The following is a 13,857-nucleotide window of genomic DNA, read 5'->3' on the forward strand; positions in this document are numbered from 1 at the left end:
GAGTCACGCGCCACGTCGTGAAGACGACTAGCTCATTGCCTGCGGAGGCAATGGGTACGATGCGACGAACAGTGCCGCGTCACGCCGGCCGCGCGCAATCAGCTTGTTGGCCAGACTGCCGCGGAATTCCGCAAAACGGCCGGGGCCGTGAATTTGCAGGAAACAGTGCACCGTCTCTTCCACCTGATCGCGCAAGCTCGCCTCGGTCTCACAGCTTGCGATGCAAGAGGCGCCTCGTGACAGTTCCAGCTGAAAATCGATTTCACACTGCCTGTCGAGAAGCCGCTTGCTCATAGTGCCATTCGACATTTTTTGCCTCGGCGCGCTGTCATCGGGGACATCTGATTTTATGTGGCCCCGGATATAAATGTTAAGTGCTCGCGCCTGTCCGTATCTCATACTTTACGGACACGCCAGTACGCTCAAGCCTTCGATGACCGGGGGTCGCTGCGATCAATCTCTTCCCCATCCGTGAGAAGCTTCAGCGCAATTGCTTCCGCTGCTTTGGATAACGATGTACTTTTTACTGATTTCGAATGCGGGACCGTTATCAAAAGGTCCGTTGTCGTTGTTCATTAGCAACCTCTGCTCGCTTGCATCATGTACATAAAACGGTATATATAGTTTTTAACAGCTTCTGATAAACAGGCAGCACGACGTCCATTTCGACCTGTCTGTATTCGTCGCAGAGCTTTAAAGCAAAGGAGTTCGCCATGCCCGACAAGCATCTTTCCAGTCAGTTCGACGCTGCGCTCGACATGCTTTCGACTGATCTCCTGAAGATGGGCGGCCTTGTCGAACGGCAAATTGCTCGCTGCCTCGAACTGCTGAACACATACGATCCCGCGCTGGTTATCGAGGTTCGCGAGAGCGAGCGACAGGTGAACGCGCTCGAACTCGACATTGACGAAGAAATCCATCGCGTCATTGCCCGTCGACAACCCGCCGCGCGCGACCTGCGCCTGCTGATGGCGATGTCGAAATGCGTCACGAACCTGGAGCGCATTGGCGATGAAGCGCGCAAGATCGCAAAGCGCGCGCGCCGCATCGACGAAACGGGCGCCGCGCCTGCGGCCCGCGTCATCGGACTCGAAAAATGCGGTGCAATGGCCGCGTCCGTCCTGCATCAGGCACTCGATGCCTTCGCGCGTATGGATGCCGTCGCCGCCGCGCAGGTCGTTCGCGACGACAGGGCCGTCGACGAAATATTCCGCGATCTTGTCCGCACGCTCGTTACGCGGATGCAGGAAGCGCCCGGGACGATTTCAGTCGCGCTGGATTATCTGTTCATCGCCAAAGCGTTCGAACGCATAGGCGACCATGCGAAAAATATCGCTGAATTCATCGTCTATGCAGTTCGGGGCCGCGATGTGCGTCACGTCCCGCTGAGAGAACTCGAACGCGAGGCGTCTGAGACTTGAGGCAGTGGCTTATGCAGCGATGCAGCATTCACTCTGTCTATAGGCCGCGCTCATGCGGCATTTCGATTGCTATGTCGGGAGTCTGAACATCCGATCGCGGTGCCGACGCAAGTGCGCGAACGGTTTCATCGAAATTCCTTCGGAACGTCACTGTCCCGATTGAAATGAGATCCCGAAATTGGCTGTCTCATTGGGAATCTTCACGCGCAACCGTAGGCGCGCAGACATTGATTTTGCTTTTCGCTCGGCACCCGTTTTTCGGGTCCTCATCGGGCCCTATGCTTTCAATCGGACGAACAGAGCACGGATAGTCGCCATGGATACACGCGAGGCATTCGATGCATCGCTGCGACTGGTCAATTTCACGTTTGACGCGATGAAGGTCACATGCGATACATTCGGCAAGGACTCGGTCGAGTTTGCGCGAGCGCGGGAACGCTACCGCATTGCGCTGCTCAAGTTGCAGGCCGACCACGTCTCGCTCGTTGCGGACGGAGCGCGGGCCCGGCTCCAGAATATCGGCGACGGACGGCGCCTGCTCGTGCTTCGCGACCCGCCCGAACCGATTGCAGAATCCATTTTCGTTCTCTCTCTGGTCCGAGGATTTGTATCGACTTGTGAAGCGTGTGGCAACGCGGCACGAGCGGCGGGTGCGAGCCGCCCGCAACTGGCCTTCCTTGACGGAAACTGTCACATCGCGTCCAAGGTAAGGGCAATCGAGCAAGTCAAAAAGCACAGCCCGCAGTGCGTCACCGCGGTCCTGTCGACAACGCCCTCGCCTTTTGAAGGATGGCCTGGCGTCGATGCCATCATCGACAGCCCAGCGTCGGCGAAACATATATTGGAGCGTCTCTGCCGGCTGGTTGAACCGTCGGGATATGCGACCCCGCTGTGCAAGCACAATGCATCGGCCAATCAGGACAACCGGCTCGAGGCAGGCTAAGGCTTATCCGGCTGTCACCGTTGCACCCGCTCGCGCTTCGAAGCGCAGGACGCGGACAGCATGCGTGTCGATCGACAGCTCAGCTCACTTCCACCCTTCGAGCCTGAGCGTCGCCCGTATCAACCGCTGTTCTTCCTGTTCGATCTCTTGCAGGCTTTCGCGCACGCCGTTGATGTGATCCGCAGCTGCCCGATACGCCTGCTCGGGCAACTTGCCCGTCACCGCGTTGTAGAGACGCGCATGCTGCCGGTCGATGCGCTTGCGATGCGGCTGCCGGTGATAAAGATTGTTCACCGACGCGAACACCGAACTCAGCAGCAGCTCCGTCAACGACCGCAACGTGTGCACGAGCACCGGGTTGTGCGAAGCCTCGCAGATCGCGAGATGAAACGCGTGATCGAGGCGCGCATGTGTCGCCGGGTCGGTCTCGGCGTCGTGCGCGGCGAGCATTTCTTCATAGCGCCGCGTGATCATCATGTAGTCGGCGGGCGTGCCGCGCAATGCGGCGAGCCGCGCCGATTCCGCCTCCAGCATGCCGCGCACTTCGAACAGATCGAAGAGCGTGCGCGGTTGCGACGCGAGCAGATGCATCAGCGGCGATTGCGGCGGCTGCGCAGTCAGATTCGCGACGAACGAGCCCTTGCCGTGCGCCGTTTCGATGATGCCGCGCGCGCGCAGCAGCTTGAGCCCTTCGCGCAGTGCGGTTCTCGATACGCCGAGCTTGTCCGTCAGCCGCCGCTCGGATGGCAGCGCCTGCCCCGACCTCAGTACGCCGTCCACGATCAGGCGTTCGATGCGCTCGGCGACCACATCGGCAATCTTGCGATCGGGCTCGTTGACGTCGTTTTCCGTGCTTGAAATCACTGGTATGACCACTTGGTAAGCGAGTTTCGCGTGTCCGCCATGATACCGCCGATTCCGTCCTGATGCCGGTTTGCGCGGCTTCAACACGGTATCATCGCAGCGAAAAAACTGGTACGACCACTCGCAGCGTCCATCGACAGCGGAAGACGAAACGGGAACAATCAGCGGCTACATGGATAAGCGGCGCGTGGAAAGCCAGTCCCCGCGCTCATGGAGACACCCGATGAGCTACGCCTACGACGAACGGATCGACGGCACGCTTGCCTCGCATGACAAGGCCACGCTGGTTGCCGAGCTTCAACGCCTCGCGCCCGGTATGCAGCTGCTGCACGACAAGGAAGACCTGCGCCCGTTCGAATGCGACGGCCTCTCTGCCTATCGCACCACACCGATGATGGTCGCGCTGCCCGACTCGATCGAGCAGGTGCAGGCGCTGTTGAAATTCGCCGCCGCGCGCAAGGTGCCCGTCGTCGCGCGCGGCGCGGGCACAGGTCTGTCGGGCGGCGCGCTGCCGCTCGAAAAAGGCATCCTGCTCGTGATGGCGCGCTTCAATCGCATCCTGCATATCGATCCCGAAGCATCGATCGCGCGCGTGCAGCCCGGCGTGCGCAATCTCGCGATCTCGCAGGCGGCCGCGATTCACGGCCTCTACTACGCGCCCGATCCGTCGTCGCAGATCGCCTGCTCGATCGGCGGCAATGTCGCCGAGAACGCGGGCGGCGTGCATTGCCTGAAATACGGCCTGACAGTGCACAACATCCTGAAGCTCGAAGTGCTGACCATCGACGGCGAGCGCCTGATGATCGGCTCCGAAGCCCTCGACTCGCCCGGCTTCGATCTGCTCGCATTGTTGACGGGCTCCGAAGGCATGCTCGGCATCGTCACGGAAGTCACAGTGAAGCTGTTGACCAAGCCGCAGAGCGCGAAGGTGCTGCTCGCGAGCTTCGACGATGTGGAGAAAGCAGGCGACGCCGTCGCGCAGATCATCGGCGCGGGCGTGATTCCAGGCGGCCTCGAAATGATGGACAACCTCGCGATTCGCGCCGCCGAAGACTTCATTCACGCGGACTATCCCGTCGACGCCGAAGCGATCTTGCTGTGCGAACTGGATGGCGCGGAATCCGACGTGCAGGAAGACTGCGACCGCGTCGGCGCGCTGCTGCGCGAAGCGGGCGCAACCGACATCCGCATCGCGAAGGACGAAGCCGAGCGTCAGCGCTTCTGGGCGGGCCGCAAGAACGCGTTCCCCGCTGTGGGCCGCATCTCGCCCGACTACTACTGCATGGACGGCACGATCCCACGCCGCGAGCTGGCGCGCGTGCTGCGCGGCATCGCGGAACTGTCGAACGAATACGGTCTGCGCGTCGCGAACGTATTTCATGCGGGCGACGGCAACATGCATCCACTGATCCTGTTCGATGCGAACGCACCCGGCGAAATGGAGCGCGCCGAGACGCTCGGCGCGAAGATTCTCGAACTGTGCGTCGAAGTGGGCGGCAGCATCACGGGCGAACACGGCGTCGGACGCGAAAAGATCAATCAGATGTGCGTGCAGTTCAGCAGCGAAGAGCTCACGCTGTTTCATTCGCTGAAAGCCGCGTTCGATCCCGACGGCCTGCTCAATCCCGGCAAGAACATTCCGACGCTGCATCGCTGCGCCGAATTCGGCGCGATGCACATTCATCACGGCAAGCTGCCGTTTCCCGAGCTGGAGCGCTTCTGATGCGACGCGAATTCGATTCAACCGACGACAGCGCGCGCCTCATCGCACAAGTCCAGCGCGCAATCGCGGAGCACACGCCGTTGCGCATTCGCGGCAGCGACAGCAAGCGTTTTCTCGGGCGCGACGTGCAAGGCGAGGAACTCGACACGCGCACGCATCGCGGCATCGTCGCGTATGACCCGACGGAACTCGTGATCACGGCGCGCGCGGGCACGCCGCTCACTGAACTGAACACCGTGCTCGACGACGCGAACCAGATGCTGCCGTGCGAGCCGCCGCTCTTCAACGGCACGGGAACGATAGGCGGCACGGTTGCAAGCGGCCTGTCGGGGCCGCGTCGTCCGTGGGCGGGCTCGATGCGCGACTTCGTGCTCGGCTGCCGCGTGATCACGGGCGATGGAGACCATCTGCGCTTCGGCGGCCAGGTGATGAAGAACGTCGCGGGCTACGACATGTCGCGTCTGCTCGCGGGCAGTTTCGGTTCGCTCGGCGTGCTGACGGAAGTGTCGCTGAAGGTGCTGCCGAAGCCGCGCGAGCGCCGCACCTTCGCGCTCACGCTCGGCGCGCAGGAAGCATTGAGCGAGCTGTCGGCATGGCGCAAGGCCGCTCTGCCCGTGACGGGCGCGTGCTATTTCGACGGCAGGCTGCATGTGCGGCTCGAAGGCGGCAGCGGATCGGTGAAGTCGGCGGTGGACCGGATCGGCGGCGAAGAAATCGACTGCGCGTTCTGGGATGCGCTGCGCGATCATCGTCTGCCGTTTTTCGACGACCATATCGACACGAGGCCGCTGTGGCGTCTGTCGCTGCCGAACGCGACGCCGTTGATGCCGCTGCCCGGCGATGTGCTGATCGACTGGGCGGGCGCGCAGCGCTGGCTCAGAAGCGACGCGACAGCCGCCGACATTCGCCAGCTTGCGCACGCGGCAGGCGGACACGCGACGTGCTTCACGCCGTCGCCGGAGCGCGAGCCGTTTCATCCGCTCGCCGCGCCGCTGCTGCGCTATCAGCATCAACTGAAACGCCGCCTTGATCCGAGCGGCGTGTTGAACCCCGGCCGCCTGTACGCCGATCTCTGAAGCGAGCGCACTCATGCAAACGAATCTCGACTCTCACGCGAAAGCGCTGCCCGACGCCGCGGAAGCGGAAAGCATCTTGCGTTCGTGCGTGCATTGCGGCTTCTGCAATGCGACGTGCCCGACGTATCAACTGCTCGGCAACGAACTCGACGGGCCGCGCGGGCGCATCTATCTGATCAAGCAACTGCTCGAAGGCGAGCCCGTCAGCGATAAGACGCAACTGCATCTCGACCGCTGCCTCACGTGCCGCAATTGCGAAACGACGTGTCCATCGGGCGTCACGTATCACCGGCTGCTCGACATCGGACGCGCGGAACTGGAGCGCCGCGTCGAGCGGCCTGTCGGCGAACGGATGACGCGCAAGGGCCTGCGCGCGGTGATTCCGCGACCCGCCGTGTTCGATGCGCTGCTCAAGACGGGGCGCGCGGTGCGGCCGCTGTTGCCCGCCGCCGTGCAGGCAAAGATTCCAACGCGCGGCGCCGTGCCCGCAAAGCCGCGCCCGGCGCCGCGTCACGCGAGGCGCGTACTGATGCTCGAGGGCTGCGTGCAGCCGTCGCTGTCGCCGAATACGAACGCGGCGGCGGCGCGCGTGCTCGACCGGCTCGGCATCAGCGTGACGCCCATCAGCGAAGCGGGCTGCTGCGGCGCCACCGACTATCATCTGAACGCGCAGGACGCGGGCCTCGACCGCGCGCGCCGCAACATCGACGCATGGTGGCCGGCGATCGAAGCAGGCGCCGAAGCGATCGTGCAGACGGCGAGCGGCTGCGGCGCGTTCGTGAAGGAATACGGACACCTGCTGCGCAACGATACCGTCTACGCCGCGAAGGCAGCGCGCGTGAGCGCGCTTGCGCTCGATCTCGTCGAAGTGCTGGCGGCCGAGCCGCTCGACGCTTTGCAGCCCGCCGACGATGCGATGGCGGCGCGCATCGCGTTTCACTGTCCTTGCACGCTGCAGCATGCGCAAAAGCTCGGCGGCTCGGTGGAAAGCGTGCTCACGCGGCTCGGCTTCGATCTCTCCGCTGTGCCCGACGCGCATCTGTGCTGCGGATCGGCGGGCACGTATTCGATCACGCAGCCCGAGCTCGCGCAGAAGCTGCGCGACAACAAAATGGCCGCGCTCGAAAGCGGACAGCCGGACGTCATCGCGACGGCGAACATCGGCTGCCAGATGCATCTGGATGGCGCGGGCAGAACGCGTGTGCGTCACTGGATCGAGCTGGTCGAGGAAGCGTTGGATGCATCGAATGCGCAGGCGCGTTCGACGCGCAGAAGCGCAGCGGCCGAGCCTGCGTGAAAAGCGCTTGACGCACAGGCCGCTCAGATGCCCGGCGGCATCGCGGCGAGCCGCTCGGCCGAAGCGCGCAGTCCGCCGAAGATGCGCTCCGCGACGCGCGCCGGGAAACCGTCGGGCAGCGTGGCGGCGACCTTGTCGATGGCGGCGGGCGTGTCTTCGATCAGCCTGCCGATCAGCGCTTCGACGTCAGTGCCGTAGAAGCAGCGCGATGCCATCGCGTTGAAATTGCGGCGCTGGATGTCCTTCATCAGGTAGTGCCGGTTCTTGCCCGCGACGGCCATCGCGAGCTTCGCCTTGTGCCAGGACCACTGATTGCCGGCGTCGCCTTCGACGGGCCAGATCGACATGATGTCGTATAGCGGCGTGAGCGCGTAGCGCCCGCCCGGCAACAGATGCACGCTGAAGTTCTTCGCGTGGCCATCCGGCGCGGCGAGCATCCAGAACAGAATCTGCGTGGTGAGGAACGTCGCCAGATCGGCGTCGGGCCGCTCCGACTGGCGCAGCACGGCAGCGATGTCGACCATGCCGGGGCCGCCGTCCGCTTCGTACCGCTGATGCGACGGCTTGCCGAGCACCTGGCAAAAATCCTCTTGCGGCAGCCGCAAGATCCATTGTCCCGCAGGATGCAGCCGGCGATCGAAGCGCTCGACGGCCAGCACCTTCTGCTCGCCGAACGTCAGGATCTCGGCATTCGGCACGGGCAATCCGAACGCCCTGAAGAGTGCGAGACACAGCCATTCGTTTTCGACGGACGTCGTCCAGTCCGCCTTCTTGTTGCCGACGAGTCCCAGCGGCAGCTTGAAGATGTGCGTGGTCGGCGTCGCGCCGTGCGGGCGCATCCACTTTCCGTCGTGCCGTAGAAACGCCGTCTTTTCCTGCGCGCCCGCGAGCGAGATGCGAAAGTCGTCGTGGTCGCCGCCCGCGCCCGGGCCGCCCGATGCGACGGTGCGCGCGAGCGTCTGCTCGATCTCTTCGTCCGACATCGGCGTGCCGTCGATGCGGTCGTACCCTTCCGGCTGCGCGTCTTCCGGAAGCAGTTGCGCCGCGCCCACGCAGTCGCGTCCGATGGCTTCGAGCAGATCGAAGGCATCGGTGGTGGCCGTCCTGAAGCGGGTCGCGAGGCGCCGCCGGATAGGCTCGCTGTCGGGCAGCAGGTTGTCGAAGTAGTTGCGCACGCGCTCGCCGCGCAACGGCGCATCGTCGATGCCGAACGGCAGCGACAGCGACAGCGGCCGCCCGGCGGACGAGGTCATCCAGCCGCGGTCGTACTGAAGCTCCATGTCGCCGCGCGACGGAATGCGCCACGTGCCGACCCGCAGCCCGTTGGTCCACACCGACAGCGCGCGCGCGTGAGACGGGCGGCCCATGGCTACCAGCCTTCCTTCGACGGCTCTGCACGCGTGGGCCGCGTCTGCACGGCCAGTTCGAGGCCGTACATTGCCAGCAATGTGAAAAGTTGCGCGGTTGTGATCGAGTCGGGATTGAGCTCCATCGCCGACAGCCGGCTCTGGCTCAAGCCCACGCGCGACGCCGCCTGGGCCTGCGAAAGCCCCTTCGCGCGCCGGGCGGTGCGAAGGATCAGGCCAAGCTGGTGCGGAGTGATCAGCGTGCGTTTCATCGAGGCGGCTTGCGGGATACCTGTATGGCAGGTAAGTGCATTTTACTCGCAAAACGGGTAATTGCAAGATAGCTGCGATACGGATAAATGGCGATTAACTGTTTTACGGGTAACGTGTAGTCATCGTCGCGATTCACTGGGTGCGTCCACGCGTCTGGTGAGGGTGATGTCAGATACTTTGCATCCCAAGAACGCTGCAATCGATGAGAGTGTGTCGAGGGACGGACGGGTTCCATCCGAGTTCTAGCAGAGAGATATATTGGCTCGAGAGTCCGATGCATCAGCGAATGCGACTTGACTGAGCCCTTTCTGCTCTCGCCTAAGCCGAATGACGTCGCCGACCGGGAGACTTGCCATGAACGTTACGCCCAAATCCGAGAGTTTCACGGATCAATGCGTATCGTTCTACAAACTATATTTATAGTTAATAGATTTTTTGACTATTTATTTTGAAAAATCTCCCGAATCGAGTACGACCCCAGAAGGTTCAACTAGCTCAATTGCTTCGCGAATCTCTTCCAGTATTAAATCAACATGGAGGATCGTTCGCACTGAAATCAGCTTCTGAAACGTTGCCATCTCTCGATGAGTGGGCCCTTTCAACTGACCGTTTCCTCACTGGCCGGTCGCGACGATCGCCATTCGAGGAACTCTCGACTTTGGGAGAAAGTTACGATCACGAATTCGACAGATCACTATTATCGATATGCGATCCTAATTGTTCGTTGACGGCGGGTGAATCAGTCTCGCAGTTGGCGCGCGACTACGGGACGACTCACCAGACAATCATGCGGATCCGGGAAAATGGGCACTCCGTCTGATGAGGCATCCTACCATTAAAGACCGGGGCGATCCGACGCTCGCCTGTCGACTAACAGCAAAAAATTTTCAAGCATCGGCTTACTCTGCGACGCTAGCCAGCGTGGCGGCACGAATGAGCCGTGTCTCCTGTGCCGTGATCAGATGGCCCGATGCCTTGAGATAGGCTGGGAAATCCGGATGCGTATCGCGTGCAAGGCACCGTCGTTCGTAGTCCGCCAGATTGTCATACCCCCAAAGGTGGGTGAACTGGTTCTGCGTCCCGACCAGACTTGTCCAAAAGCCGAGCGGATGTCCAAGCGTCTCGAGCAGGATCGGCATGGCGAGCCTGTCAAACACCTCGAGAAACTCAGGCATCTTGCGCAGCGCGATAGTGTAGACGCGGAAATCCACGAGGGGCTTTGCCAGATACATTGGGCGGATGCTCATGCGTGTACCTTCTCTTTGCAAGTCATGGCTTTGGTGGCGATGGCGTTACCGGTGACATAGCCGAAAGTCATATTGGGCCCATGGGTGATGCCGGCGCCCGGATAGTTGCCGCCCATCACGCTGCGCCGGTCATTGCCGACCGCGTAAAGGCCCGCAATCTCCCTGCCGTCGGCGCGCAGTACCTCGCCGGTGACGCTAGTGCTGAGGCCGTCGAACGTGCCCAGATCGCCCATCACCACCTTCACCGCATAGAAGGGGCCGGTCGCGATCGGCGCAACGCAAGGATTGGGCTTATTGTCCGGATCGGCGAGATAACGGTTGAACGATGTGCGACCGCGACGGAACGCCGGGTCTTCTCCGCGCCCGGCATCGAGGTTGTAGGCATGGACCGTCATCTCGAGCGCATCAGGAACAATCCCGCAATTGCGCGCCAGCTCGGCGATGGTCTCGCCCTTGATGAGGTAGCCTTTGCGTAACAACGGCCCCACCGGCATCGGCGCGGGCTTGGCATAGCCCAGGCCATACTTGCCCAGCGCCACCTTATCGCAGATCAGCCACATTGCCGTCTCCCGCTCACCCTCGCAGGCGCGGATCAGCGCCGAGCCAACATCGTGGTAGGAGTTCGATTCATTGGTGAAGCGCTGACCGCTCCGCAGCACGCCGATCACGCCGGGCTTATAGCGGTCGAGCAGGTGCGGGAATACGCCCGTGCGTCCCTTGCCGAAGGGCACCTTTGAGACAGGCATCCAGGCCGACGCGTCGGGGAAGCCGAGCTTAACGGCACCACCCACCTTCTCCGCCATGGTCAGCCCATCGCCCGTATTGCCGACGGGCGTCGGCGAGAGATGCTCACCCCCACGCTTCACATGCGGATAGACCTGCGCGATACGCTTGAGATCGTGCGGGAAGCCGCCGCAAGCCAGCACGACGCCGTGCCGGGCGGTGACGCGAAGGTCACCGTCCGCTGCGCTCGCGCGCACACCGACCACCTTGCCGCTCTCGCTCAACAGTTCCTTCACGGGCGTCGAAGTGAGGATCGGAATGTCGATCGCCAGCGCCGACTTCGCGAGCCTCGCAGCGAGCGCGTTGCCGCTCGTTACGTTGATCCCCCGCCGGTAAAGCGCCAGCTCCTTGATGTGCGTAGCCAGACGCCGGGCCACGTAGAAGAACGAAACAATGGACTTGGTCGCGCGGAAGAAGTGCTTGAGGTCCGCGTTCGAGGAATTGAACATCATTCCCATGAAGGTGATCGTCTCGAGCGGCGCCTTGAGGCGTTGCATGTCCTTGCCCAGCCCGCGAATATCATAGGGCGCGGCGAGGATCGAGCGGCCGATGTCGACACCGCCGGGCGCATCCGGGTGATAGTCCGGATAGAGCGTGGGCACGAACTTCATCTCGGTCTCTCGCTCGAAGAACTCGACCATTCTCGGCCCGTTCTCGATAAAGCATTGGACCGCGGCGGCATCGTAATTAGTGCCCGTCTCGCTCATCATGTATTCGCGCACGCGCTCGACGGCGTCGGCCGGGTTCTGCTGTCGGCCATACTTGCTCAGCGGAATCCACAAGACCCCGCCCGACAGCGCGGTGGTACCACCGAACACGGGCTCCTTTTCGAGCACGATGACATCGAGGCCGCGCTTGCGTGCAGTGATCGCGGTGGCGAGGCCCGCAGCACCCGATCCAACCACGACCAGATCACAAGTGATCTCATTGGTCATATCCAGTCTCCTTGTCGTTATGGTGTGACGGTGTTCACGCGGCCGGGGTGGCGTTGAAACCGGGGCGCGGGACCATGTCCATCAGCATGCAATCGAGCCCGCCGTCGACGAGCACCTCCGCGCCATTGACGTAGGCAGCCAGATCAGAGGCGAGGAAGAGGGCCGGGCCGGCGAGGTCCTCCGGCTCGCCGATGCGGCGGCTCGCGGTCGCGGCGGCACGGCGAGCCTCGAAGCCGGGCTCCTCGTAGAACTTCGCGGACAGCGCGGTGCGGATCATGCCGGGCAGCACGCAGTTGCTGCGCACCCCGCGTGGGCCCCATTCCGCCGCCAACTGCCGCGAAAGCAGCAGCACGCCCGCCTTGCTCGGGCTATAGGAACCGCTATTGGTCTGCGGATTGAGCGCCGCAATCGAGGCAACGTGGACGATACTGCCCTTGCCCGCCGCCAGCATGTCGCGCCCAAAGGCTCGAGCACACAGAAGATAGCCGGTCAGGTTCACGGCGATGGCCTGGTTCCAGTCCTCGATCGAGACCGTCTCGAGAGGTCCGGCGCGCAGAAGCCCTGCATTGTTGACGAGCACGCTGGCGGGCCCGAGCGCTGCGCGAACCTCGGCGGCAGCTGCGGCAACCGAGGCTTCGTCCGACACGTCGCAGCCGATCGCCTGCGCCATCGCACCGGCCTTCCGAAGTTCGGCGGCGACAGCTTCAGCGCCGGCAAGATTCCGATCCACGAGCGCCACATGCGCTCCGACATCGGCGAAAGCGCGCGCGATGCCCTCACCAATGCCGCTACCCGCGCCCGTGACCACGCAGACCTTGCCGCCCAGGTTCAGCCCGTAGGGGGTCGAGGCAGCTGCGCGATTTTCGAGTTCCTGTCCCATGTAGTTCACCTTCCTAATATTTTCCACGCGATTACGCTTTCTGAAATCTGCATCGCCATTGAACGCCTCAAGCGCCTATGGAACAATGGACAGAGCTCACATATGACAGGACATAACGTGCATCATGGCCCATGACCAACAGCGCCGCCGGACCGTTCTGCATTTCGCGCTCTATGGCGCGGAAGCCGACCAATCCTGGGTCGACATGGTCCATTACGAACGCATTCCCCTGCGTGCCGGCCGTTTCGACTTCGACATCAAGCCGCACGTCCACGATGCGCTGATCCAGGTGCTCTACGTCACCGCCGGGGGCGGCGAGACCTTCATCGACGGCAAGACCTGGGCAGTCGAAGCGCCATGCCTGATCGTCGTGCCCGCGCGCTCGGTCCATGGCTTTCACTTCCGGAGCGACATCGACGGTCACGTCATCACCGCCGCGCAGTCTGCGCTGGAATCGCTGGCGATGACGGCCGCGCCCGAGCTGCTGGAATTCATCCGCACGCCGACGGTGCTGTCGATCGACCCCGACGTCGAGCGCGGCACTCCTCTGGACACCCTGTTTGAGTCGATCGGGCACGAGGCGGAGAGCCATGAGCGCTGGCAGTTCACCGCAGGCGCAGCACTGACGATCACCCTGTTCGTCAAGATCGGGCGCCTCAGCGAGAGCGCCCGGCTTTCAGCCAGTTCCGAGCAGCGGACAATGGCCGCGCGGATCGAGCGATTCCGCGCCCTGCTCGACCGCCATTGCCGCGAGCGGCGGCCGGTCGCCAGCTATGCCGACGAGATGGGCGTAACGACCGGCCAGCTCTCCCGCATCTGCCGCGCCACCTTCGGGGTCTCGGCAATCGAGGCAATCGACGCACGCTCGATCCACGAGGCCAAGCGGCTGCTCGGCTATTCGACGCTCAGCGTGAAGCAGATCGCCAGTGAACTGGGCTTTCAGGACGAGGCCTATTTCGGTCGCTTCTTCCGCAAGCAGACGGGACTCCGGCCAACCGAATACCGCTCTGCGGCCCACGATCGATCCTTGCCACCCGCAAAGGGAGGAACGGGCTGACTCGACCTCGCC

13 protein-coding genes are annotated in these 13,857 nt (G+C 62.9%); 6 read left to right on the plus strand and 7 right to left on the minus strand.

The window, feature by feature from the left end:
• Positions 1-27 precede the first annotated feature (27 nt).
• The gene (locus BN2476_RS02105; protein WP_087732508.1) at positions 28-294 is read right to left on the minus strand and encodes a hypothetical protein; all 267 of its coding nucleotides are present in this window, start codon (positions 292-294) and stop codon (positions 28-30) included.
• Between the two features lie 419 nt (positions 295-713).
• On the opposite strand from BN2476_RS02105, the gene phoU reads away from it, so the two are divergent.
• Together phoU and BN2476_RS02115 are read left to right on the plus strand one after the other, a co-directional pair.
• Entirely contained in the window at positions 714-1,421 is a 708-nt protein-coding gene (phoU, locus tag BN2476_RS02110; protein WP_087732509.1) for a phosphate signaling complex protein PhoU, read from the plus strand.
• A 316-nt stretch (positions 1,422-1,737) separates the two neighbouring features.
• Entirely contained in the window at positions 1,738-2,364 is a 627-nt protein-coding gene (locus tag BN2476_RS02115) for a hypothetical protein (protein ID WP_087732510.1), read from the plus strand.
• A gap of 84 nt (positions 2,365-2,448) precedes the next feature.
• Here the strand turns inward: BN2476_RS02115 and glcC are convergent, their stop codons facing one another.
• Positions 2,449-3,225, minus strand: a complete 777-nt coding sequence (gene glcC, locus BN2476_RS02120) for a transcriptional regulator GlcC (RefSeq protein ID WP_162849222.1) — start codon at positions 3,223-3,225, stop codon at positions 2,449-2,451.
• 226 nt (positions 3,226-3,451) lie between these two features.
• Between glcC and glcD the strand changes: the two genes are divergently transcribed.
• Genes glcD through glcF form a run of 3 tightly spaced genes read left to right on the plus strand, consistent with a single transcriptional unit; the run spans position 3,452 to position 7,324 of the window.
• Positions 3,452-4,951: a glycolate oxidase subunit GlcD gene (gene glcD / locus BN2476_RS02125; RefSeq protein ID WP_087732512.1), complete on the plus strand. Its 1,500-nt coding sequence runs from the start codon at positions 3,452-3,454 to the stop codon at positions 4,949-4,951.
• Complete coding sequence (glcE, locus tag BN2476_RS02130) at positions 4,951-6,027, plus strand: glycolate oxidase subunit GlcE (protein ID WP_087732513.1); 1,077 nt, start codon at positions 4,951-4,953, stop codon at positions 6,025-6,027. The genes glcD and glcE overlap by 1 nt, the downstream gene beginning before the upstream one ends.
• A 13-nt stretch (positions 6,028-6,040) precedes the next feature.
• Positions 6,041-7,324, plus strand: a complete 1,284-nt coding sequence (gene glcF, locus BN2476_RS02135; protein ID WP_087732514.1) for a glycolate oxidase subunit GlcF — start codon at positions 6,041-6,043, stop codon at positions 7,322-7,324.
• Between the two features lie 23 nt (positions 7,325-7,347).
• Here the strand turns inward: glcF and BN2476_RS02140 are convergent, their stop codons facing one another.
• The 5 genes from BN2476_RS02140 to BN2476_RS02160 all read right to left on the minus strand — a co-directional run bounded on the left by BN2476_RS02140 (position 7,348) and on the right by BN2476_RS02160 (position 12,788).
• Positions 7,348-8,691: a type II toxin-antitoxin system HipA family toxin gene (locus BN2476_RS02140; protein ID WP_087732515.1), complete on the minus strand. Its 1,344-nt coding sequence runs from the start codon at positions 8,689-8,691 to the stop codon at positions 7,348-7,350.
• A 2-nt stretch (positions 8,692-8,693) separates the two neighbouring features.
• Complete coding sequence (locus BN2476_RS02145) at positions 8,694-8,942, minus strand: helix-turn-helix domain-containing protein (RefSeq protein WP_087732516.1); 249 nt, start codon at positions 8,940-8,942, stop codon at positions 8,694-8,696.
• 900 nt (positions 8,943-9,842) lie between these two features.
• Complete coding sequence (locus BN2476_RS02150) at positions 9,843-10,190, minus strand: NIPSNAP family protein (RefSeq protein ID WP_087732517.1); 348 nt, start codon at positions 10,188-10,190, stop codon at positions 9,843-9,845.
• On the minus strand, positions 10,187-11,908 hold the full coding sequence (locus BN2476_RS02155; protein WP_087732518.1) for an FAD-dependent oxidoreductase: 1,722 nt from the start codon (positions 11,906-11,908) through the stop codon (positions 10,187-10,189). The genes BN2476_RS02150 and BN2476_RS02155 overlap by 4 nt, the downstream gene beginning before the upstream one ends.
• A 34-nt stretch (positions 11,909-11,942) precedes the next feature.
• Positions 11,943-12,788, minus strand: a complete 846-nt coding sequence (locus tag BN2476_RS02160; protein WP_087732519.1) for an SDR family NAD(P)-dependent oxidoreductase — start codon at positions 12,786-12,788, stop codon at positions 11,943-11,945.
• A 124-nt stretch (positions 12,789-12,912) separates the two neighbouring features.
• On the opposite strand from BN2476_RS02160, the gene BN2476_RS02165 reads away from it, so the two are divergent.
• Complete coding sequence (locus BN2476_RS02165; protein ID WP_087732520.1) at positions 12,913-13,845, plus strand: helix-turn-helix domain-containing protein; 933 nt, start codon at positions 12,913-12,915, stop codon at positions 13,843-13,845.
• Positions 13,846-13,857: the final 12 nt, after the last annotated feature.

The sequence above is a fragment of the Paraburkholderia piptadeniae genome (assembly GCF_900007165.1).
GTDB lineage: Bacteria > Pseudomonadota > Gammaproteobacteria > Burkholderiales > Burkholderiaceae > Paraburkholderia > Paraburkholderia piptadeniae.

What these genes read in the sequence shown, in the direction of transcription:
- BN2476_RS02105 (WP_087732508.1), bottom strand. Translation starts at nt 294, where the DNA reads ATGAGCAAGCGGCTTCTCGACAGGCAGTGTGAAATCGATTTTCAGCTG.
- phoU (WP_087732509.1), top strand. Translation starts at nt 714, where the DNA reads ATGCCCGACAAGCATCTTTCCAGTCAGTTCGACGCTGCGCTCGACATG.
- BN2476_RS02115 (WP_087732510.1), top strand. Translation starts at nt 1,738, where the DNA reads ATGGATACACGCGAGGCATTCGATGCATCGCTGCGACTGGTCAATTTC.
- glcD (WP_087732512.1), top strand. Translation starts at nt 3,452, where the DNA reads ATGAGCTACGCCTACGACGAACGGATCGACGGCACGCTTGCCTCGCAT.
- glcE (WP_087732513.1), top strand. Translation starts at nt 4,951, where the DNA reads ATGCGACGCGAATTCGATTCAACCGACGACAGCGCGCGCCTCATCGCA.
- glcF (WP_087732514.1), top strand. Translation starts at nt 6,041, where the DNA reads ATGCAAACGAATCTCGACTCTCACGCGAAAGCGCTGCCCGACGCCGCG.
- BN2476_RS02140 (WP_087732515.1), bottom strand. Translation starts at nt 8,691, where the DNA reads ATGGGCCGCCCGTCTCACGCGCGCGCGCTGTCGGTGTGGACCAACGGG.
- BN2476_RS02145 (WP_087732516.1), bottom strand. Translation starts at nt 8,942, where the DNA reads ATGAAACGCACGCTGATCACTCCGCACCAGCTTGGCCTGATCCTTCGC.
- BN2476_RS02150 (WP_087732517.1), bottom strand. Translation starts at nt 10,190, where the DNA reads ATGAGCATCCGCCCAATGTATCTGGCAAAGCCCCTCGTGGATTTCCGC.
- BN2476_RS02155 (WP_087732518.1), bottom strand. Translation starts at nt 11,908, where the DNA reads ATGACCAATGAGATCACTTGTGATCTGGTCGTGGTTGGATCGGGTGCT.
- BN2476_RS02160 (WP_087732519.1), bottom strand. Translation starts at nt 12,788, where the DNA reads ATGGGACAGGAACTCGAAAATCGCGCAGCTGCCTCGACCCCCTACGGG.
- BN2476_RS02165 (WP_087732520.1), top strand. Translation starts at nt 12,913, where the DNA reads ATGGCCCATGACCAACAGCGCCGCCGGACCGTTCTGCATTTCGCGCTC.